Source organism: Proteus sp. FME41 (genome assembly GCF_014897315.1).
In the GTDB taxonomy this organism is placed as follows: Bacteria; Pseudomonadota; Gammaproteobacteria; order Enterobacterales; family Enterobacteriaceae; genus Proteus.
Genome location: NZ_JABUYL010000006.1, coordinates 108,027 through 129,427, shown reverse-complemented (window position 1 = coordinate 129,427; position 21,401 = coordinate 108,027). Strand labels below are relative to the sequence as shown.

General features: G+C 39.3%; 19 protein-coding genes. 11 read left to right on the top strand and 8 right to left on the bottom strand.

Annotated features, from left to right (window positions below; translation table 11 throughout):
* Positions 1-48: 48 nt before the first annotated feature.
* From caiB to caiE, 4 genes are all read left to right on the top strand, one after another.
* Positions 49-1,269, top strand: coding sequence for an L-carnitine CoA-transferase (gene caiB, locus INT04_RS07725; RefSeq protein WP_193015573.1), 1,221 nt, complete (start codon positions 49-51; stop codon positions 1,267-1,269).
* A 74-nt stretch (positions 1,270-1,343) separates the two neighbouring features.
* On the top strand, positions 1,344-2,900 hold the full coding sequence (gene caiC / locus INT04_RS07720; RefSeq protein WP_193015572.1) for a crotonobetaine/carnitine-CoA ligase: 1,557 nt from the start codon (positions 1,344-1,346) through the stop codon (positions 2,898-2,900).
* A gap of 76 nt (positions 2,901-2,976) precedes the next feature.
* Positions 2,977-3,762 carry a crotonobetainyl-CoA hydratase gene (gene caiD / locus INT04_RS07715; RefSeq protein WP_193015571.1) on the top strand — a complete coding sequence of 262 codons (786 nt, stop codon included), beginning with the start codon at positions 2,977-2,979 and terminating at the stop codon, positions 3,760-3,762.
* Between the two features lie 39 nt (positions 3,763-3,801).
* On the top strand, positions 3,802-4,395 hold the full coding sequence (caiE, locus tag INT04_RS07710; RefSeq protein WP_193015570.1) for a carnitine operon protein CaiE: 594 nt from the start codon (positions 3,802-3,804) through the stop codon (positions 4,393-4,395).
* A 67-nt stretch (positions 4,396-4,462) separates the two neighbouring features.
* Here caiE and caiF read toward each other — a convergent pair whose 3' ends face one another.
* From caiF to INT04_RS07690, 4 genes are all read right to left on the bottom strand, one after another.
* Positions 4,463-4,855, bottom strand: coding sequence for a carnitine metabolism transcriptional regulator CaiF (caiF, locus tag INT04_RS07705; protein WP_193015569.1), 393 nt, complete (start codon positions 4,853-4,855; stop codon positions 4,463-4,465).
* Between the two features lie 807 nt (positions 4,856-5,662).
* Positions 5,663-6,325, bottom strand: a complete 663-nt coding sequence (fsa, locus tag INT04_RS07700; protein WP_193015568.1) for a fructose-6-phosphate aldolase — start codon at positions 6,323-6,325, stop codon at positions 5,663-5,665.
* Positions 6,326-6,621: 296 nt separating this feature from the next.
* Complete coding sequence (locus tag INT04_RS07695; protein ID WP_193015567.1) at positions 6,622-7,233, bottom strand: lytic polysaccharide monooxygenase; 612 nt, start codon at positions 7,231-7,233, stop codon at positions 6,622-6,624.
* A gap of 509 nt (positions 7,234-7,742) precedes the next feature.
* Positions 7,743-8,198 (bottom strand): regulatory protein RecX, encoded by a 456-nt coding sequence (locus tag INT04_RS07690; protein WP_193015566.1) that lies wholly within the window; start codon positions 8,196-8,198, stop codon positions 7,743-7,745.
* A gap of 357 nt (positions 8,199-8,555) precedes the next feature.
* Here INT04_RS07690 and INT04_RS07685 point away from each other — a divergent pair, with 357 nt between their 5' ends.
* From INT04_RS07685 to INT04_RS07655, 7 genes are all read left to right on the top strand, one after another.
* A complete protein-coding gene (locus tag INT04_RS07685) occupies positions 8,556-9,545 on the top strand; it encodes a hypothetical protein (protein ID WP_193015565.1) in 990 nt (329 codons plus the stop codon).
* Positions 9,545-10,687: a BamA/TamA family outer membrane protein gene (locus INT04_RS07680; protein WP_193015564.1), complete on the top strand. Its 1,143-nt coding sequence runs from the start codon at positions 9,545-9,547 to the stop codon at positions 10,685-10,687. The genes INT04_RS07685 and INT04_RS07680 overlap by 1 nt, the downstream gene beginning before the upstream one ends.
* Positions 10,687-11,841 (top strand): DUF4056 domain-containing protein, encoded by a 1,155-nt coding sequence (locus INT04_RS07675; RefSeq protein ID WP_193015563.1) that lies wholly within the window; start codon positions 10,687-10,689, stop codon positions 11,839-11,841. The genes INT04_RS07680 and INT04_RS07675 overlap by 1 nt, the downstream gene beginning before the upstream one ends.
* 275 nt (positions 11,842-12,116) lie before the next feature.
* On the top strand, positions 12,117-12,911 hold the full coding sequence (locus INT04_RS07670) for a protein bax (protein WP_193015562.1): 795 nt from the start codon (positions 12,117-12,119) through the stop codon (positions 12,909-12,911).
* Between the two features lie 163 nt (positions 12,912-13,074).
* Positions 13,075-14,493 carry an MBOAT family O-acyltransferase gene (locus INT04_RS07665; protein ID WP_193015561.1) on the top strand — a complete coding sequence of 473 codons (1,419 nt, stop codon included), beginning with the start codon at positions 13,075-13,077 and terminating at the stop codon, positions 14,491-14,493.
* Positions 14,480-15,682, top strand: a complete 1,203-nt coding sequence (locus INT04_RS07660) for a DUF459 domain-containing protein (protein ID WP_193015560.1) — start codon at positions 14,480-14,482, stop codon at positions 15,680-15,682. Before INT04_RS07665 ends, INT04_RS07660 begins: the two co-directional genes overlap by 14 nt.
* Positions 15,657-16,889: an SGNH/GDSL hydrolase family protein gene (locus INT04_RS07655; protein ID WP_193015559.1), complete on the top strand. Its 1,233-nt coding sequence runs from the start codon at positions 15,657-15,659 to the stop codon at positions 16,887-16,889. The genes INT04_RS07660 and INT04_RS07655 overlap by 26 nt, the downstream gene beginning before the upstream one ends.
* A 56-nt stretch (positions 16,890-16,945) precedes the next feature.
* Here INT04_RS07655 and INT04_RS07650 read toward each other — a convergent pair whose 3' ends face one another.
* The 4 genes from INT04_RS07650 to gntR form a co-directional block, all read right to left on the bottom strand.
* The gene (locus INT04_RS07650) at positions 16,946-17,884 is read right to left on the bottom strand and encodes a methyl-accepting chemotaxis protein (RefSeq protein ID WP_193015558.1); all 939 of its coding nucleotides are present in this window, start codon (positions 17,882-17,884) and stop codon (positions 16,946-16,948) included.
* 151 nt (positions 17,885-18,035) lie between these two features.
* A complete protein-coding gene (gntU, locus tag INT04_RS07645) occupies positions 18,036-19,373 on the bottom strand; it encodes a gluconate transporter (RefSeq protein WP_193015557.1) in 1,338 nt (445 codons plus the stop codon).
* On the bottom strand, positions 19,370-19,924 hold the full coding sequence (gntK, locus tag INT04_RS07640; protein ID WP_193015556.1) for a gluconokinase: 555 nt from the start codon (positions 19,922-19,924) through the stop codon (positions 19,370-19,372). Before gntK ends, gntU begins: the two co-directional genes overlap by 4 nt.
* 332 nt (positions 19,925-20,256) lie before the next feature.
* The gene (gntR, locus tag INT04_RS07635; RefSeq protein ID WP_193015555.1) at positions 20,257-21,252 is read right to left on the bottom strand and encodes a gluconate operon transcriptional repressor GntR; all 996 of its coding nucleotides are present in this window, start codon (positions 21,250-21,252) and stop codon (positions 20,257-20,259) included.
* Positions 21,253-21,401: the final 149 nt, after the last annotated feature.

Below are 21,401 nucleotides of genomic sequence, written 5' to 3'. Positions count from 1 at the left end.
CATCATTAGGTGAGAGAGTGTTCACTCAACCACTGACGAGGTGACGCTATGACAGAACATTTACCAATGCCACAATTCGGCCCACTTTCTGGGGTTCGTGTTGTATTTTCAGGAATTGAAATTGCAGGGCCATTCGCAGGACAAATGTTTGCTGAATGGGGTGCTGAAGTGATTTGGATTGAAAACGTTGCATGGGCTGACACCATTCGTGTTCAACCTCACTACCCTCAGCTTTCTCGCCGTAATCTTCATGCTTTATCGTTAAATATCTTTAAAGATGAAGGCCGTGATGCCTTCCTAAAATTAATGGAAACCACCGATATTTTTATCGAAGCCAGTAAAGGCCCAGCCTTTGCACGTCGTGGTATTACCGATGAAGTATTATGGGAACATAACCCTAAATTAGTTATCGCCCATTTATCAGGTTTTGGGCAATATGGCGACCCGCAATACACCAACCTACCCGCTTATAACACCATCGCTCAGGCTTTCAGTGGTTACCTTATTCAAAACGGTGACAAAGACCAGCCAATGCCCGCCTTTCCTTATACCGCAGACTATTTCTCAGGAATGACCGCAACCACTTCCGCGTTAGCGGCACTGTATAAAGTCCAACAAACAGGCAAAGGTGAAAGTATTGATATTGCAATGTATGAAGTGATGTTACGTATGGGGCAATACTTCATGATGGATTATTTCAACGGCGGTGAAGTTTGCCCTCGAATGACCAAAGGGAAAGATCCGTACTACGCAGGTTGTGGACTTTATCGTTGCCTTGATGGCTTTATCGTGATGGAGGTCGTCGGCATCACCCAAATTCAAGAAATCTTCAAAGATATCGGTCTTGCACATCTTCTTGGTACACCAGAAGTACCCGAAGGCACTCAACTTATTCACCGTATTAATTGCCCTCATGGCCAATTATTTGAAGACAAACTCGATGAATGGTTAGCAAAACAGCCCATCACTGAGGTACTTAAACGTCTTTCAGAGCTCAATATTGCCAGCGCCAAAGTACTGACTATTCCTGAGCTGGAAGACAATCCGCAATATGTCGCGCGTGAATCAATTACCGAATGGCAAACCATGAATGGCGAAACCTGCAAAGGGCCAAATGTAATGCCTAAATTCAAAAATAATCCGGGAAAAATCTGGCGCGGAATGCCATCTCACGGCATGGACACTGACGCAATTTTGAAAAATATCGGTTATAGCGACGAACAAATCAGGGGGCTGGTCGATAAGGGACTGGCTAAAATCGAAAAGTAACACCGTCAAATTCAGACGTTATAAAGCGATAAAGCGTGTCTGAATTTACGGCAAAAGAATAGGGTAACTGTTTAATGGATGTAATTGGCAGACAAAACTTACGTCAAATGTGGGATGATTTGGCTGATGTTTATGGCACAAAAACAGCGCTAATTTTTGGATCCGCACAAGGACAAGAGAGACAATTTAGCTACAGTGAATTAAATGAAGAGATCAACAGAACGGCAAATCTTTTTCATGCTGGTGGCATAAAAAAAGGCGATCACGTTGCCTTACATCTTGATAACTGCCCTGAATTTTTCTTTTGCTGGTTTGGGCTGGCAAAAATAGGCGCTGTCATGGTGCCCATCAATGCGCGCTTTATGCATGAAGAAAGTGCGTGGATAATCAATCACTGCCAAGCCCATTACGTAGTGACACGCGATAATTTCTATCCTATTTACCAACCTATGTTGCAGGATGAGCAATGCCCTTTAACGCAACTGTTTTTAATCTCAGAAAACAGTATTCCTGCTGAAAAAGGCGTTATCGACTTTTTAAAAGAGAAAGCCAAGCACCCTGTTACGCTTAATCATCACACCCCATTAAGCGTGGATGACACGGCTGAAATTCTTTTTACCTCAGGCACAACCTCTCAACCTAAAGGCGTCGTGATCACACACTATAATTTACGCTTTGCGGGTTATTATTCATCATGGCAAAACGCATTACGTGAAGACGATGTTTATCTTACTGTGATGCCAGCCTTTCATATTGACTGCCAATGCACCGCCTCTCTCGCGGCATTTTCTGTAGGCGCGACGTTTGTTCTACTCGAAAAATACAGTGCCAGAGCCTTTTGGAAACAAATTCTTAAGTATCAAGCGACGGTGACGGAATGCATTCCCATGATGATGAGAACCTTAATGGCACAACCCATTTCATCAGAAGAAAAACAGCACAAACTGCGTGAAGTGATGTTTTATCTTAATCTTGCCGATGAAGAAAAAGAGGCCTTTATTGAACGCTTTAACGTACGATTACTCACCTCTTATGGCATGACAGAAACCATTGTTGGCTTAATTGGAGACAGACCTGGCGATAAACGCCGTTGGCCATCCATTGGCAGACCGGGTTTTTGTTATCAGGCCCAAATCAGAGACAAACAAAACCACGAAGTCCCTGATGGTGTTGTGGGTGAAATTTGCGTAAAAGGCGAGCCCGGAAAAACCTTATTCAAAGAGTATTACAACCGACCCGATGCGACAGCAAAAGCACTAGAGCCCGAAGGTTGGTTACATACGGGAGATTATGGTTACCGTGACGATGAAGGCTTTTTCTATTTCGTTGATCGCAGTTGCAATATGATCAAACGCGGCGGTGAAAATGTCTCTTGTATTGAAATTGAAAACATCCTTTCTTCACATCCTAAAATTCAAGATGTCGCCGTAATTGGTGTCCCTGACAATATTCGTGATGAAGCAATTAAAGCCTTTGTGGTACTGGTTGAGAATGAAACCTTGAGTGAAGACGCATTTTTCCATTTTTGTGAGCAAAATATGGCGAAATTTAAAGTCCCCTCTGCAGTCGAGTTTAGAGAGGGCTTACCCCGTAATTGCTCAGGAAAAGTGATTAAAAAGCATTTGAAATAAAACATAGGTAGGTTTAACCCTAACTCAATAACGTCAATCATAACTGCTTATTTTTGATGATGAAAAGGAATACAACATGAGCCAATCATTACACCTAACAACGCGTGGTTCAGTACTCGAAATTGTATTAAATAGACCGAAAGCCAATGCGATTGATGCGAAAACCAGCCATGAAATGGGCGACGTTTTTCTGCGTTTTCGTGATGATCCTAACTTACGTGTGGCGATTATTACGGGAGCAGGCGAACGTTTTTTCTCTGCGGGTTGGGATTTAAAAGCCGCTGCAGAAGGTGAAGCCCCTGACGCTGATTTTGGTGCAGGTGGTTTTGCAGGTTTAACCGAGCTTTTCAATCTTGATAAACCTGTCATTGCCGCCGTTAACGGCTATGCTTTTGGAGGTGGCTTTGAATTAGCACTCGCTGCTGACATGATGGTGTGCTCAGACAATGCTTCTTTTGCCTTACCCGAAGCACAATTAGGCATTGTTCCTGACAGTGGTGGTGTTCTGCGTTTACCTAAACGTTTACCGCCCGCGATTGTTAACGAAATGCTGATGACAGGTCGTCGCATGAGTGCAGACGAAGCGCTACGTTGGGGAATTGCAAACCGCGTTGTTAGCGCTGCTGAATTAATGGATAGCGCACGCGAACTGGCAGATCAAATTGCCAATAGTGCTCCACTGGCAGTGGCCGCGTTAAAAGAGATTTATCGTGCCACCAGCGAGCTTTCTATTGAAGAAGGTTACAAACTGATGCGCAGTGGCGTATTAAAACATTACCCAAGTGTTCTTCATTCAGAAGATGCGACAGAGGGCCCTCTGGCTTTTGCTGAAAAACGCGCACCTGAATGGAAAGGACGGTAATTATCGTTAATCTCGATAATACAATAAAGAGGAAACCGAATGAGTATCTACGCGTTTGACGGCCTTGTTCCTGTGGTTCATCCAACCGCTTATGTTCACCCATCTGCGGTATTAATTGGTGATGTGATTATTGGCGCAGGTGTTTATATCGGCCCACTTGCATCACTCAGAGGGGATTATGGGCGCTTGATTGTTGAAGCAGGTGCTAACCTTCAAGACGGTTGTATCATGCACGGTTATACCGATATGGATACCATTGTAAGAGAAAATGGACATATCGGGCATGGTGCGATCCTTCATAGTTGTATTATCGGGCGTGACAGCTTAGTCGGTATGAATAGCGTGATTATGGATGGTGCAGTGATTGGTGAAGAGAGCATTGTAGCTGCCATGAGCTTTGTGAAAGCAGGCTTTCAGGGTCAACCTAGACAAATGTTGATGGGTAGTCCAGCAAAGCATGTACGTGACATCACGAATAAAGACATGGAATGGAAGCGCATGAACACACGTGAATACCAAGATTTGACAGTTCGTTGTCGCCAAAGCTTAGTCGAAACCACACCATTAACCGTACCTGAACCTCATCGTCCACGCTTGCGAGGTACAACAGACGTGAAACCGAAAGGCGAGTAACAAACAGCGACAGGCGTTACTCACGCCTGTCGTATTTATTCAATTAACCAATGCCTAATCAGCTAAATTAGCGACGTTGCGATTTTGACAACATCCATTGCCATTTTTGTTCATGGTTTAGCCCATGAGGGATCATCGTCGATAATTTTTCTGGCGAGCTTTGACTGCTTTTGCCTTGAATATGGCCCTTTAACCGCGAATAGAGTTGAGGATCAATATGGCTGACTTTGATCATACGCTGGCACTGACATCCTCGGCCTTCTAGTTGATTAGGAACACTTTTCGTTTCACATTCAATCTCTTTTACATCAGACAGAATATAAGAAACGATATTAATCGCGTTACATTGAGGAATATCGAATTTTTTCGCGATTTCTTTTGCACTTACCCAACGTTCTTGCGCTTGAACCCAATCAGCAATTGACAGATAAAGTGGTTTGTTCATGTATTCTTCACACATATTTACTCCAGTATCACAAATAAAAATTTATTTATCTCTAAATAAAGATAATAACTGTATATGTTAATTATCATTGCACCGCGGAGTATCGGTTTTCCCTGTTAATCTGGTCAGTTAACAACCCCATCAATATAATATTTAGTTTATTTTTAACAACCAAACTCTTTAATTAACACACTCGTCACAATTTATTATTTTGTTATTAAACCTAAAGTAATAACAATTAAACCGAGTAAAAACAAAAATCAATTAAATATTGAAATATAAAATACACTTTAAAAGATCAATAATAACATATTGATATAAAAGTCATTTTTAACAACAAAATAAAAAAGAAATAGATTATATTAATAATCCATTTATAGACTAACATTATAGTAATAGATTTGAATTTGGATTGCCAGAAAGGTGGCTTATTATTAGATGTAAATCAATATTCGCTTATTTTTGGTTATTGATAAATCAGTAAGTTATTCATTAGAAAAATTAAAGATTAAAACAACTAAAAGAGCCGACTTAAATATAGATTTATCTCTTATTTGATAGAGAAATAGATTAGATAATAATAACAATAAATCATATATATATAATATGATTATATAAAAAACACTCAGAAAGATAGCAGATCACACCATTTATAATCACAAATAAAAGCAGACTATTTCAATTTAGTTTATTGGTTCATTTCTATTTATAAATAGTGCCATAATATTTTAATTAAGACGCATTTTCGTCTATTTAAAATAATCACCATTAAGCGCTATATAAATAGGATAGCGCTCAACTCTATAATCTAAGGTGATCTCACTACAAAAGCCGGCGATCAAATGCTGCTTGCCAATCATCTGCAAATCGGTTTACTGCATCATCAACAACCGGTGAATGAATAATCGAATAAGCCAATTCAACCGGTAATGTCACTGCTGAAGCTCCCGCTAATAAACAGTCCACAACTTGGCGCGGTGTTTTAAAACTTGCGGCAAGTATTTTTGTCGGTAAATTATGCATGGTAATTAGGGTTTGTAATTCTTTGACGACTCTCACGCCATCAGAACCTTGCCTATCCATTCGATGTACATAAGGGGCAATATAATCTGCACCCGCTAATGCCGCCATTAAACCTTGTGAGACACTGTAAATTGCCGTACCTAATACCAGCATGTTTTTTTGTTTTAATTGTTTAATCGCCACAAGTCCGGCTTCAGTAACTGGCACTTTAATCACGGTATTATCAGCAATATTTCCGATACGTAGCGCTTCTTCAATCATGGTATCGACATCACTGGCAATGACCTGTGCAAATACCCGACCTTTACCCCCCATTGCCGCTTTTAATTCAGGTAACAGCGTTTCGATATCTTGTGCCGATTTAGCAATAATAGACGGATTGGTAGTGACACCTGCAATAGGAAGAACTTGAGAGAGTTTTCTGACTTCTTCGATATCCGCTGTATCTAAATAGATTTCCATAATCGCGCCTCAATGATGTTGGTTTTAAGCTAAATAATTATAGGTATAACGTAGAAAGTAGCATTGTGCACGAGGGATTTCTAGTCGATTTAATGAAAATAGCGCCCATACAAAGGCGCTATTGATTAAATTTCAATAATAAATAGCTATTATTTTTATTTAATAACTAAATAATTACCAATCTAAATTTATATTCTAAATTTAAAATTCAAATTTAAAATCTGCTTATATTTAAAATAGAATAATATATAACCAATATCATTATAGATATTAAAATATAATTTTAATTAAGATGATTATCTTTTAAATTCCGCATCAATAACCTGATAAAAAGCATTACCTGTATCCGCAATATCCCAAACGCCTAAAATAACCTGATAACCTGAACGTTCTGGTACATTACACTTTAATTCTACGGTTTCTGCTGGTATTTTTCCATTATCGTCTTGTTGACAGAATGGTGTTAAATCAAAATCAGCACGAGTCAGCGGTTTATTTACATCCCACCCTGGCTTAGTAATAAAGAATCGCCATGATTCAGTGCTGTGCTTCGCAGTTAATGTCCATTTAAACGTATTTTCTCCACTTTTCATTGCGACTTTATGCCAACGATCAGCACTTTGTACATTTAAAGCAGAAAAAGTCTCTTTTCCACCACTGGCAATTTGACCATCAGCAGGTCCATCTTTGGGAAACCCTTTAAGGCCTTCAATTGATTGAGGTTCATACTGCACTGGACCACAATTTTTATTTAAATTGTTCCCTTTTGATGAACAAAGAAAAGCTCTGCTGGGAGGGACATCAATATATCCATGTTTTAACGTCACATCAGCCGACGCTGTTGAAATAAAACCGGCTGATGATAGTAATAATGTTGCAGTAAATACCCTAATTTTATTTTTCTTCATAATAAAACCTCAATAATTATTGAAAACTTTTAAAGTATAATGATTGTGTTAATCCCAATAGATATTAGTCAAAAATAGATAATTAAATTTTCATTTATTAATATTTGTGAGCAATATCGCTATTTAATTTAATATTAAAATGGAATTAAAACAGTTACTTAATATTTATTAGACATACAATTTATTATAGAAATAAAAAATAAAGTTTTAGAATTAAATATAAAAATAATAAATATCAACTGTGTTTTTACTGCTAATTTTTGTCAATTTTTTATTATCAAATTAATTTTTAATACGTATTTACCAAGAAGATAACCCCGCTTAAGTTAAATATTATATATATTAATGCAATATTATAAGAAAAGCGTGTGATCTTATTATTTCTTCTCTTGAGTTTGACTCCCCAATTAAAAACATTAATACGATTAATTTATGTACATAAAAGGTCTATTTTAAAAAAGAGAATGATAAAAAATTAGCCGATATTGTCATGGCATTGCGTTAGAAATTTAAAACAGCGAATTCATATACTCAGAAGTAAAGCCTCGATATTGCAAATAGCGAATTTGTTTCGCTTTTTCTTTATAGTCTTTGGGTTTACTTTCACCAAATTTTCGTTCTTTAACCTCTTTACATAACTCGAACCAATCGGTGTCTGTTTCTTCTAATACACGCTCAATAATTTCACTGGGGAAACCTTTTAGACGCAACTCTTGACGAATACGTAACGGTCCATAGGATTTATTTAAATAACTACGGAAAAAACTATAAATAGTACGATTATCATCCAGATATTGGCTTTCTAATAAGCGCTCGATGACTTGTGGTAAACATTCTTCTTCAGTGGGGGAGTCTTTCTCTGTTTCTCGAATTCGGCGTGCAATACGACGTTTGAGTTCAACAGTGCTGTAATCACGACGAGACAGCATAAAAACAGCATATTGATAAAGCTCTTGATAGGTCATAACGATCCTTTATTAAAATAATCCATATAGCGTGACTATTATCATAACGGTTTATCACCGGAAGATCTTATCTTGATGCGAATTTAATCAATAATATAAAAAATAATAAAATAACAATAATTAAAAGAAGAATTATCATTCTCTTTTATAATAGAATGACTTTCTTTATTAAGGTTAGCTTAGAAAAAATAAGGCTTTTTATTTAATAAACCCTTAATAATTCCATAATAACGCGAAATACAAGCATCTTTTGCTGTATTTCGCACTTATAGCTGGTGACCATTAATTAGAAAAAGATTAAAATTTCCCGCTATTCTTTTACTACTTATTATTTTTTAATTTTCCTGTGGGTTATGTATGAACTTTTCCAATTTAAATAAGGTGGTTTTGACCGCCTCTCTCCTTGCCACTGGCTTTTCTTATGCTGATAGCGATCGTCCTCTGCTCTCTTTAAGTGTGAGCCAATCAGGAGGTACTGCATTAAATAATGAAGGTTCGTTAGATACACGTACCCCAGCCAGCCAATCTCGTGTTTTACCGATTTGGGGCGATGAAGCCCGCGCCCGTGGTTATGATATTCCAGAGCCTTTTGGTGCCAGTTATAGCTATATGAATCTGCGCCAAGATATTATTGTGGATAAAATTGGTTTTATCATGCCGGAAAACCCAGAAACAGCAAAAGCACTAAAAATAGATGCAGGTCATACGCGTGAAAAAAGTGAAACCCATATGCTAAAACTGGATAGTTGGGTCTTTCCATTTTTGAATGTTTATGGGCTATATGGAAAAACTAAAGGAACATCCAATACTACATTAGCAGGCGGTAGTTTAGGTCCTATTCCATTAGATTTTCTACTTAAAGATAAGCCTTTTAAATTAGATTTTGAAGGTAAAACTTATGGTGCTGGTTTTACGTTAGCGGGTGGTTATAACCAATTCTTTACTACTTTTGACTTAAACTACACCAAAACTAATTTAGATATTTTAGATGGTGATATTAAAGCGTTAATAATCTCGCCTCGTGTGGGTTATGAATTTGTTTTTGAGCCTTTAATATCAGGCCAAGGTAATACTAAATTGCAGGTGTGGACAGGGGCAATGTACCAAGATATTACCCAACGCTTTAAAGGCGATATTAATGGATTAAATCTCCCACCAGATTTTGCTGGCTTTATTGAGGCAATGGGTGATCCTAATATGAAATTCGATGTTGAACAGCATCTTGCCCATAAATGGAACCAAACTGTGGGTGCTCGCTTAGAAGTCACTCGTAATTTTAATGTGATCACAGAGCTGGGTTTCAACAACCGTAATAGCTTTTTTGTTTCAGGTGAGTTCCGTTTTTAATGGTTAAATACCCGTTTATTTTTGGGCTGGCATTTGCCAGCCTCTTTATTTCGCACACAGCACAAGCCCAGCTCTTTCCCGATAGACAACAAATAGACCAATGGCTAGTTGGATTAGGGGGAGAAAATAACTTCGACCGCAGTAAAACTATCGACTGGGGCATATTACCGGGCCCATTTTATACGCCAGAGCTAGAATTGGGTGTAGGCATTGCGCTTGTGGGTCTTTATCAAGCGGATAGTCGTCCTGATAGTAAAATCTCGTCTCTCTCATTAAGTGGCTTTGGCTCATCAACCGGTGCTTTTGGTATGACCTTTAGCAACTACACTTATCTGGCTGATGATACTTGGCGCTTTTATCTCACAGGAACATTAAATAATGTTCCCACCCATTATTGGGGAGAGGGTTATCACGAAGGGCGTGTAAAAGATCATTTCGGTGAATACCGCTCTCAAGAATTGCGTCTAACACCCACATTACTGCGCCAAGTTACCAAAAACACTTATATCGGATTAGGGTGGGATTATTCCAACCTACAAGCAGCTGCCCCTGATAATCCCTTTAAAGCCTATATGAATGCGCGTGATTTACCTTTGCGTTCAACCAGTTCAGGAATAACTGCTCGCTTTACTTATGATAGCCGCGATTTTTTACCCAATGCTTATCAAGGTCAGGCCTTTGATATCAGTTATACCCATTATTCATCGGATACGGGCAGTAATAACCGCTTTAATGCGACACAAATACAATATAACTACTATTATCCTTTAAGTGATACTGCGGTATTGGCATTTGATAATTATGCCCGTTTCACATCGGGTGATGTGCCTTGGAGCCAATTGTCTAAACTGAGCAATGGGCACCAAATGCGAGGCTATTATGAAGGGCGATATCAAGATAATCATGTATTTTCAACCCAAGTAGAGTACCGTCAAAAGCTCGATTGGCGACATGGTATTGCACTTTGGGTGGGCGGTGGTACGTTAAGCGACCAAGCGCGTGATTTAGGCAAAGGCCATTGGTTACCCAGTGTGGGAGTGGGTTATCGCTTTGAATTTAAACCACGTATGAATGTGCGCCTTGATTTTGGTATAGGTAAAGAAAGTACAGGATTCTATTTTCAAGTGGGTGAAGCATTTTGATGTTTAAGCGTTTTCTTTTTATTAACACCATTGCCTTCTTCTTATTTATTGCAGGTTGCGCTCAAGTCACGCCGGTTACATCTCTTCATGCCAATCTTGAGAGCATCACTCATGAAGAAGCCACGCAAGTTTGGCAAACGCCAGCCCCCCTTACTGCCCCTAACGGTTTAAGACCTTGCTGTGCTTTTGGCTATGACTTAAAAGCCAAAGCATTCAGTATTCCTATTCCTTTTTACCGTATTGATAATATTGTTGAAGCCTCAGCCCTTGGTAATCATCGCTATAACGATAGTTTCTGGCTAGGTACAGCGGCTGTATTAGGTTTAGGAAGTGAAAAATCAGGCTTAATTTACTCCCATAAAGGAGGATTTCTTGATATCGCCCATATTCGCGATACCGCTGATTACACTTATTATCTCTTTAGCCATATCTATCCAAAGTTAGGCCAAGAATGGACATTGACACTCAGCGATGAACTTGCACAACGTAAAATACACTTTAATGCTTTTACGCCCCCTAAAAATGAAGCTGAACGCTATACTTTAAGCGCTTATCTTGCAGCACGATTAGGCTATCGCCTTGCGGTATGGCATGAAATTGCACAATGGTATGGCTTTCGTTCTGTGCCGGGATTCTCCGAAGGTATCTCTGCATTTTCACCTGAAGATCTCTACTCCAACTTAATTGGTGCGCGGCTCTCTCTTACCTTGATCTTAAAGGGTCACGCCACCAGCCTTGAGCACTATAATCAATCAATGCAGGGCATCATTCCCTCAGCACTTTATCAATTAGATGCTCAGCCTCGTCAATTCACCCAACAATGGTTTGATGTCATTGATGGACAGTGGTGGGATAGCCAGCAACGTGTGCCTGATAAGTTTTTAGTTTTACTGCGTGATTATCATCTCTCTGATAAACGCTATCCGGTCTTACCCTTTGAGGAAATAACACAGCCTCACTACCTTACATTACCTAGCGCTTATTCCGGTTACGTCTTAGAACAATTAGCAGAATTTCAGCTTTGGCCAACTACGCGGATGGAAGATTTACCTCATCCTAAAACCTACTGGCGTGAAGCGGATTTTACTGATTTAACAGAAAAAGCACGTGAAATTGATAATAAAACCAGACCAAAAATAACAAAATTTGACTAAATAACAAACAAAATTGACATATTAAAAATGCTTAATTTTGCTAAATTTGGGTTAAGTCACACCTTTTTACATAAGATAAATTTAAGCTTAAGGTGAAAAAGCACTTTTTGTTAAAGAAAAAAAGCGATTATAAAACGAGGCTTTCCAGTAAAACACACACAAGTTTTTAACAAATCACTCGTAGTTATCCTAATGTGAGGCGATATTTTGTAGCTATGAAAAAAGTAATTTGTTAGTATTCGTTCTATTTTTATCCAGTTAAACGAGGAGAAGCAATGCCCTCTCAATTGATGAGGACAAGTGCCGTCTTCGCTTTCTTGATTTCACTACTATTTACTGGTGTAAGTTTTGCTTCAACCAGTACCAGCAGTTCCCAGATACTGCAGGCGTATTCTTTCAAAGGCACGTCAACGTCGTTGCCAGACTTGAAAAAATACCCTTCGGGAACACAGCGTAAGAAAGCGTTTTTAAATGTCATAGTTCCTATTATTGACAATGTTAATAATAAGATAATGAGAGATCGTGAGTGGTTAACTGCTCAACGTAAAGCCCAGCACTGGGGCAGCGCAGATTTAAAAAAACTGCGTGAAATCTGTCAATACTATGGCGTCACATGTACCAGCCCGAAAAAAGTAAATTGGGATTCGTTATTAACTCGCGTTGACATTATTCCGACACACTTTGTCGCAACGCAAGCTGCAACGGAATCAGGCTGGGGAACATCAAAGTTGGCACAACAAAATAACAATCTATTCGGTATGCGATGTGGGAGTCAGTCTTGCAATAACGTTCCAGGGAAAACCAAAGGCTATGCAGCCTACCCTGATATTGAAGGCTCAGTGATTGCTTATATGCGTAATCTCAATACGCACCGCGCCTATAATTCATTGCGCTCCTCAAGAGCACAGCAAAGAATGACGCAGCAACAACTCGACTCTCGCCAGTTAATCACTGACTTGAAAGGTTACTCAGAATTGGGTTCAAGTTATAACGATTATCTGACCGAAATGTTCGACTCAAATAAAAAACTGATCACACAAGTTCAGTTGCAGTCGAAACAAGATAGTTAAGCCTTTACAGGCTTTCATCTGGCAAAAAGCCACTTTTCTGTCTAAAGAAAAGTGGCTTTTATTTATCACAAGATAATCTTTTGATTGAAAGCTAGCTTAGAATTCATAATATAGGGGGTAACACGTTTGGTATGACTTTTAAATCACACCCTTAGAGCCCTTTATGAATTTTTTTTCATTCGAGTTTCTCGGAGCCTTTGTTAGCTTTTTTATTTTATACTGGCTCTTCCAAAAACAGATTAAGATCCAAAATATCCTACTGATTACAGTAAGTTATTCTTTTCTCTTTTATGCAGATTATCGTCCTGCGATAATCTTATTAAGCTATACACTCTTTATTTATTTACTGGCGAATATATTAACTAAGTATACTTCTTCTAAAGTTATTTACTGGCTATTAGGATTATTGGTAGGCGTCTACTTTACCGCGTTTAAATATTACTCCTTTTTCCAAGAATCACTGACACAGGCATTTCAACAATGGGGACTCAGCATTGAACTTCCTCTTATTGAGTTGCTTGCGCCATTAGGCCTCTCTTTCTATATTTTCCACTCGGTCAGTTATGTCGTTTCCGTTTGCCGAAAAGAGATCCCCAAAGCCCCATTTTTGGATGTTGTGCTTTATCTGTGCTTTTTCCCAAGCATTGTGGCGGGCCCCATTAATCGAGCAAAAGAGTTTCTGCCACAAATTCAGGCGCCAACACGAAAAATCATTGATTATAAAGGGGCGATAATGCTGATTGTATTGGCTATCGCAAAACTCTTTTGGTTAAGTGGTTGGTTCTCAACAAACTATGTTGATCCGGTATTTAATGCGCCTGATTTAGCGCAAAGTGGGCAAGTACTGACGGCTATTTATGCCTATGCGTGGCACATCTACTTTAATTTCTCTGGTTACACCAATCTTGTCACGGGTATTGCCTTATTACTTGGCTTTGTTGTTCCTCGTAACTTTGATGCCCCTTATCTAGCAATAAACTTGGCGGATTTTTGGCGTCGCTGGCATATCAGTTTATCTACCTTTATTCGCGATTACGTCTATATTCCTTTAGGGGGTAATCGTAAAGGGGTAATTAGGCAAAACTTTAATGCTTTTGCCGCCATGGTGATTTCTGGATTATGGCATGGTGCCGCCATGACCTTTATTATTTGGGGTGCCATTCATGGTATTGGTGTGGTGTTATTGAATATTAAACATCGCCTCTTCCCTGTGAAAAAAAATGCACCACCGAGTGCGTTATCATCCTTAAACATGTTGTTGTCGTGGATCATCACCTTTCACTTCGTGTGTTTTGCGTGGATATTTTTCCGCAGTCAAACGGTGGGTGATGCTTTAGTGTTAATCCAGCAACTCTTTAGTGCGGGGGCTTGGGCGTCATTGCAATCTGAAGGCTTAACGCTCTTTATGTTCTGGGGACTTTTCTTACTTTATCCTTGCTTTGTGACCTTAAAGGATATTGTGGCTCGTCTGGAGAAAAGAGTACCGTGGTATGTTTATCCGCTACCCCTTGCATTGATCCTCACGATTATTTTTATGCTGTCTCCTGATGGAGTGCCAGGATTTATCTATGCCAGCTTTTGATTTCGGCTCAAACTTAAAAAAGACAGCAAAAGTTGCCTTAATGGTGCTGTTCAGTACCTTTTTGCTAATTTGGCTAAACCAAACATCACTAGAGCGCTTTTGGCAACAACAGTATCATCGCCCTGCTCCTTGGTCAGGCTTATCCCATTACTATACTTGGCAAGTCGGAGGGCAACTGCGCGATGGCGTATTTGTTGCGATAGAAAGCTATGGGGATTATCTACAGGTTCATCACCCTGATAATCAAGCAAAACCTATAGTGCAAACTTCAGCGCCAGAGCAACTTCCTGAAGGCTTTGCGGTTGGCTTACATTTTTTTAATGGGTATACACGACCTGCGTCTCAATTAACGCAACGCTTTCCACAATTACTGCAACGTAAGCAAGCTATGAATGGATTACCTTACCATTCCGTTACTGACGTCTCTGATGCCGCATTAGAAGCCTTAAAACCTATCGTCCAAAAAACAGAAATTATCTTATCACCAGAAGATAAAGTGTTATTTGCGGGCGATTCAATGATGCAAGGTGTTGCACCATTACTTAAGCGCCAACTGCAAACGGATTACAACATCAGCAGTATCGATTTAAGTAAACAAAGTACAGGACTGGCCTATCCACGCTTTTTCAATTGGCCACAAACCATTGCGACACGCTTAGCCAGTGATGACACAATTAAATTACTGGTGGTTTTTTTAGGTCCTAACGATCCTTGGGATATGCCACCTGATGGCGGTGGGCGTTACTTAAAATTTGCCAGCGAAGCCTGGGAATCGACTTATCGTACACGTATAGCAAGCATTATCGAAAACGCCAGGCAGAATAATGTCACGGTTATTTGGGTTGGGCCACCCAATATGCGCAAGCAGAAGCTATCAGAAGGTATGACATATCTGGATAAACTTTATCGTGAAGAAGCAGAAAAAATGGGTGAAATTTACCTTTCTGTCAATGATATGTTTAAATATGAAAAAGATATTTATTCTGATTATATGGGCGATGGCAGCAGTCGTGTTAAATTAAGAGCGGGTGATGGCATTCATTTTAGCTTAAAAGGTCAGCAAATTATTGCTCAACACGTATTCTCACGCATTCATCTTCAAGAAGAAATGAAAGAAGATAATGCAGTCGATGATGTAAAAGATAAAAACACGGTTATTGTAAATGAAACAACTCACGCACATCCTTGAGCGTAAAACCTTAGTTGGTAGCTCAATCATACTGGCCTTGGTGTCACTTTTAGTGGCTTGTACCCAAGATGCAAAGAAAACAGTGACGTTCCCCACTCCCTCAGTGTTACCCGCTGATGGTTCAAGACAACTTTATAACTATCACGATCCTCACTTTGCTGGCTTTGTTAAAAAATTACAGCAAGGCCGTCAAACCGTGCATATTGTTCAGTTAGGTGATTCTCATACTGCAGCGGATTTTTTCAGTGGTAAGTTACGTGAACGTTTTCAAACTGACTACGGTAATGGAGGAATTGGTTTTATTCCTCCCACTAATATCGCAGGCCAACGTATTGCTAACGTACAGTATCAGAGTGATAAGAAAGCATGGACACTGATTTCAAGCAGAAAAGATAGCGATCCTGATTTCCCATTAGGGGGGTTTATTAGTGAACCTCTCGCTAAATGGGCAAAATTACAGTTATCTGAGAAACCGGTTACTCAGCAACATTATCAATTACAGGCACTTTATAAAGCCCCAACTGCGGCACAAATGAATGTACAATCATCAACAAATAAAATCCTTTCACTGTCGCAAACTCAAGGTAAATGGCAGTTTTCAAACCCGACAGCCATAACATTTCCTGTCAGTATTACTGTCAGCAAAAACCAGCCTGTTAAATTAGGCGGTTGGTTAATTAGCAACCAACAACCGGGTGTCATGCTATCCTCATTAGGCATTAATGGTGCCACAATTAATATGATGGATAAATGGGGCTCACAATGGACTGAAACATTAGGCCAATTAAATCCTGATATGGTGATTTTGGCTTATGGTACTAATGAGGCGTTTAATGATACTTTTGATTTAAGTGCTTATCGCCAACAGCTTACTGATAAAATTCACCAAATTCGTCAACAAGCCCCCAATAGTACGATTTTATTAATCGGGCCTTCTGATTCAATCAAGAATAAAGAAGCGCCTGATTGCCGTTCACAACAGCCTCAATGGCTTAGTGATATTATCAGAATTCAAAAAGAAGTGGCTCAGCAAGAGAAGACCCTTTTTTGGGATTGGCGCGATTATATGGGGGGGGAATGTTCCATAAAAACGTGGGCCATTAATGATTTAGCAAGACCTGACGGTGTTCATCTTTCTCGTGAGGGATATGAAAGTAGTGCTAATACACTTTATAGTCAACTCACTACATTAATGAATAAAAGTTAAAGTCGGATATACCTGATCCACAAAAAGGAGCTGATGGCTCCTTTTTGGTTTTTAAATTAATGCGTAAATGAGTTCAATAAAACATCTACATACTTAATCACGTCAACGCTCGCTTGTTCCATTCGCTCAATATATTGCGTTACTGCGTCTTGATTGCCATCTATATTCGCCCTTAGTGCCAAACGCCCACATTCATGAACTAACTTATGAGGTTCTTCTAAGCGACGAAAGGCATCAGAGCCCGTAAATTTCCGACCATCACCTTGATAATACCATTTACCTAAACGGCACTCGGTGTGTTGATTAACACAGTGTTCATCATCATTATTGAGTAAATGGATATAAATAGCTTCCTTCCATAAAACATGATCCAATTTGACCGTATTAAAAAATTGTTGCATTGAGATAAAGGTAAAAATATATTTAAGCTCATGAGCTTGCTCTGATAATGACGTTAGATCTTGATGCCCTTCTTCAACCAGTTTTTTAACGAGTTGAACTTGCTCTTGGTTTTTTTCTGTCGTTTCTTTAACCGGAATAAAACGAGCACCTAAATTATTATTAATGGTTGCTATAGAAGAGGCTTGCTGCTGAATTTCTAATGACAACTTTTTCATCTCTTGGGCTAATACTGAGAACCCCGCCCCTTCACGTCCTATATGCCCTGCTTCAATGGCTGAATTAATAGATAAAAGATTCGCCTGACTGGAAAGCCTATCAATATTACTGGCACTGTCTTTAATTTTCTTTAACCAGCTTGAGAAGTTTTCTATCTCTTCTCGGTTATGCGTAAAATGTTTATCAACTTCATTGAGAAATTGAGCTAACGACCGAGAATTATCCAACATCTTGCTAAAAAGATGCTCCATTTCATCCAGCAAATTTAGCTTGTCTTGTAACTTATTGCTTGATGCTAAAATCGAATCACGAATAAGAGTGATCGTGTGGATATTACAATCCGTGTGTTTAATAAAAAGTGAATTATAGTCAACCATAAAATAACAATCCTAGCCTGCCCATTAATCGAGGATCCTCTAGATTAATGAGAAACAGCGCTTTTTCTGTCATATTTTAAGGGCATTTATAGCAATGAAAAAAAACGCGTCAAAAAGACGCGCTAATTATTTGAAAAATAAAGCTTAAATTTTATAGAAAAGCGAAGAAAATCATACCGACGATCGCGCCTGTTGTGCCAAGGATAGTTTCCATCAGTGACCACGTTTTTAAGGTTTGCACTTCAGTCGCACCCGTAAATTTACCAAATAACCAGAAACCCGAGTCATTAACATGGCTAAGGATAATAGAGCCACCCGCAATACAGACAGATAATGCGGCCATTTGAGCACCACTGTAACCCAACTCATTAATAACTGGTAAAACCAAGCCTACAGCAGTTAAACAAGCCACAGTAGCTGAACCTTGAATAACACGTACCGCGCCGGCAAGAATAAAACACGCGATAGCAATTGGCATGCCCGCACCAATTAAAGCATTACCTAAAGCAGGGCCAACCCCTGAATCCACCAGCACTTGTTTAAAGACACCGCCCGCCCCTGTTACTAATAAGATAATACCTGCGGGTTGGATTGCGGCGGAACAGATTTCCATCACCTTCTCTTTACTCATACCGCGACGGATAGCTAAACCATAAATAGCCACTAAACAAGCGACAAGAATAGCAATAAAGGGATGCCCTACAAATTCAAGAATATTGTATAGTTGAGAACCTTCCTCAACAAAACGTGCACCAATGGTTTTGCATCCCACTAACACTAAAGGTAATAACACAAGGGCAAGACTAAAACCAAAAGAAGGCATTTTGCTTTGACCTAAACTCGGTTCAGCCAAATCTTTAGGTAATTCTAACGTAACATAACGGCTAATAAAGTTACCGAAGATAGGGCCAGCTAATAACATGCCCGGAATTGCCGCACATAAACCAATTAAAATCATCCACCCAAAATCAGCATTCATTTGGTCAGCTAATAACATCGGTGTTGGCCCCGGTAATAAGAAAGCAGCAGCACCCGCAACACCTGCAAATAACGGGATTGCCATTTTCACCACATTGCCCCCAGTACGACGGGCAACGGCAAACACAACACCAATTAACAAGACAACGGCAACATCAAAAAATAGTGGTAATGCACAGATTAAACCTGCGATACCTAATGCATAATTTGCACGTTTCTCACCAAAGTATTTTAATAATCGGACTGCAATTTGGTCTAGTGCGCCAGTTTCATGTAGCACCTTACCAAACATTGCCCCCAGTGCGACAACGATAGAAAGGAAGCCAAGTGTTCCTCCCATTCCGTTTTGCATGGTTTGCGTAATTTGCTCTAATGGCATACCAGAAAAAATACCCGCGCCAATAGCCACAATCATTAAGGCAATAAACGCATGTAAACGGGCATACATAACAAAAAAGAGTAATAATAAAACAGAGCCAACCGCAGTTAGCACAAGGGTTAATGTACTCATACCGTTTCCCCTTCAAAAGTCCCTTGAGTGACTGAATTTATCTTATTAATTGCACTTTCAATCACATCATCAAGTGGCATTGAAATATCAATTTCATACACATCGTTTTCAGCTTTTGTTGGCGCTTCTAAGGTTTCAAATTGAGTCACTAACATTTGAGGTTTAAAGAAGTGTCCTTTACGTGCTTTTAAGCGACTTTCAATTAACGCATAGTCACCTTTTAGATATAAAAAGTGCAGGCATTGATTGCCTTCTCTTAACCTATCTCGGTACTGTTTTTTCAATGCAGAACAAACGATTAGCGAAATACCGTTGGTTCTTTGCATGGCAAATGCCGCATCGTTTAAAGCGTGTAGCCAAGGTTTACGATCATCATCATTTAAAGCGTGGCCTGATGCCATTTTAGTAATATTTGAGCGAGGATGAAGGAAATCGCCGTCTAAAAATGCCGCACCCGTACGTTGTGCCACACCACTTGCGACCGCTGATTTACCGCTACCTGATACCCCCATTAAGATAAAAACATGGTGTAGGGATTGGGTATCGTTCATAGAATGCTCCTTTAAGACCAATAGTCAGTCTTTTTTGTAATGTTACCCGTAACTGTTACGGGTAACATATCCGAAGTGGTAAGGTAAATACAACAACCAAGATCAATTAAGAAGTGAAAATGTGAAGCGACTCTCAAATGAAAGTAAGATGATCTACAAACTGACAACAAAATATTTGGTTAACAACCCAATTTCTAATTACTAATACACCGTAAACACAAGCAGTATGGCAAGAAAAAATAGAGGACTATCATAATAAAAAGCCCTACTGTTAATCACTTAACAATAGGGCTATTAAGATAGTAAATCACTGATGCTAAAATATTATTTTATTAAATACTTTCACCAGTGATAATCCGAAAGCCAACATCAATCACTTGGCCTTTGGCTATTTTACCTTTCATTCGTTTAAGCAATAAATCGGCAGCCTGTTGTCCCATTTCATCACGTGGTGTAAAAATACTGGCAAGGCGAGGTGTCATCACTTGCCCCACATCGTGACCATGGAAACCTGAAATAGCAATATCATTGGGGACTGAAATCCCCACACGCTGACATTCAAAAATAGCCCCAATCGCAATATCATCATTCGTGCAATAAAGTCCATCTAAATCAGGGTATTGCTGACGAGCCGCATAAAGTAGCTCCGCCCCTAAAGAATAAGATGAACTCTTGGGTGTCATTACACTGCCTGTTGGTAACCCCGCCTGTTGCATCGCTTTTTCATAGCCGTTTAAACGCATTAAGGTTCGCTCATCCTGCCTTGCACCAAGATAAATGATGCGTTTACAGCCACGTTTGATCATTTCACTGACCATTTGTTGTGAAGCGTCAACGTTGTCTAATCCCACTGCCGAATCAAAACAAGGCGAAACGCTATCCATAATTTCTACCACAGGAATACCGGCAGTTTCTAACATTTTTATTGTTTTTGGTGTATGCGTTCTTTCAGCAAGAATAAGTCCATCAATATTATAAGAAAGTAATGACAGTAGACGCTCTTCTTCTTTTTCTGCTCGATAACCATAGTGTGCCAACATGGTTTGATAACCGTATTTATCAGTCACTGATTCAATACCACGAATAACTTCTGCAAACACTTGGTTGGTCAAAGAAGGCAGTAATACCCCAATCGCATGACTGGTTGAATTAGATAAAATATCAGGAGCGCGGTTAGGAATGTAATTAAGACTCTCTAATTCACGCGCAATTTTTTCTCGTAAAGCTTCAGAGACTTGTTCTGGGTTACGCAAAAAACGACTAACGGTCATTTTGGTGACACCAACACGTGAAGCTACATCCTGTAATGAGGGGCGTTTTTTCTTCATTTTATATCGCAACTGTCCAAAAACATTCGTATTAATACGCGCTTTATTTTTCCAATAACGCTGATTATAGCCTTACGTTATACACTATTTCGAATAAAGTTTTTCAGATGTGTACTTAGATTTGATTTTGACTGATGATCCCTTGACTT

What these genes read in the sequence shown, in the direction of transcription:
- caiB (WP_193015573.1), top strand. Translation starts at nt 49, where the DNA reads ATGACAGAACATTTACCAATGCCACAATTCGGCCCACTTTCTGGGGTT.
- caiC (WP_193015572.1), top strand. Translation starts at nt 1,344, where the DNA reads ATGGATGTAATTGGCAGACAAAACTTACGTCAAATGTGGGATGATTTG.
- caiD (WP_193015571.1), top strand. Translation starts at nt 2,977, where the DNA reads ATGAGCCAATCATTACACCTAACAACGCGTGGTTCAGTACTCGAAATT.
- caiE (WP_193015570.1), top strand. Translation starts at nt 3,802, where the DNA reads ATGAGTATCTACGCGTTTGACGGCCTTGTTCCTGTGGTTCATCCAACC.
- caiF (WP_193015569.1), bottom strand. Translation starts at nt 4,855, where the DNA reads ATGTGTGAAGAATACATGAACAAACCACTTTATCTGTCAATTGCTGAT.
- fsa (WP_193015568.1), bottom strand. Translation starts at nt 6,325, where the DNA reads ATGGAAATCTATTTAGATACAGCGGATATCGAAGAAGTCAGAAAACTC.
- INT04_RS07695 (WP_193015567.1), bottom strand. Translation starts at nt 7,233, where the DNA reads ATGAAGAAAAATAAAATTAGGGTATTTACTGCAACATTATTACTATCA.
- INT04_RS07690 (WP_193015566.1), bottom strand. Translation starts at nt 8,198, where the DNA reads ATGACCTATCAAGAGCTTTATCAATATGCTGTTTTTATGCTGTCTCGT.
- INT04_RS07685 (WP_193015565.1), top strand. Translation starts at nt 8,556, where the DNA reads ATGAACTTTTCCAATTTAAATAAGGTGGTTTTGACCGCCTCTCTCCTT.
- INT04_RS07680 (WP_193015564.1), top strand. Translation starts at nt 9,545, where the DNA reads ATGGTTAAATACCCGTTTATTTTTGGGCTGGCATTTGCCAGCCTCTTT.
- INT04_RS07675 (WP_193015563.1), top strand. Translation starts at nt 10,687, where the DNA reads ATGTTTAAGCGTTTTCTTTTTATTAACACCATTGCCTTCTTCTTATTT.
- INT04_RS07670 (WP_193015562.1), top strand. Translation starts at nt 12,117, where the DNA reads ATGCCCTCTCAATTGATGAGGACAAGTGCCGTCTTCGCTTTCTTGATT.
- INT04_RS07665 (WP_193015561.1), top strand. Translation starts at nt 13,075, where the DNA reads ATGAATTTTTTTTCATTCGAGTTTCTCGGAGCCTTTGTTAGCTTTTTT.
- INT04_RS07660 (WP_193015560.1), top strand. Translation starts at nt 14,480, where the DNA reads ATGCCAGCTTTTGATTTCGGCTCAAACTTAAAAAAGACAGCAAAAGTT.
- INT04_RS07655 (WP_193015559.1), top strand. Translation starts at nt 15,657, where the DNA reads ATGAAACAACTCACGCACATCCTTGAGCGTAAAACCTTAGTTGGTAGC.
- INT04_RS07650 (WP_193015558.1), bottom strand. Translation starts at nt 17,884, where the DNA reads ATGGTTGACTATAATTCACTTTTTATTAAACACACGGATTGTAATATC.
- gntU (WP_193015557.1), bottom strand. Translation starts at nt 19,373, where the DNA reads ATGAGTACATTAACCCTTGTGCTAACTGCGGTTGGCTCTGTTTTATTA.
- gntK (WP_193015556.1), bottom strand. Translation starts at nt 19,924, where the DNA reads ATGAACGATACCCAATCCCTACACCATGTTTTTATCTTAATGGGGGTA.
- gntR (WP_193015555.1), bottom strand. Translation starts at nt 21,252, where the DNA reads ATGAAGAAAAAACGCCCCTCATTACAGGATGTAGCTTCACGTGTTGGT.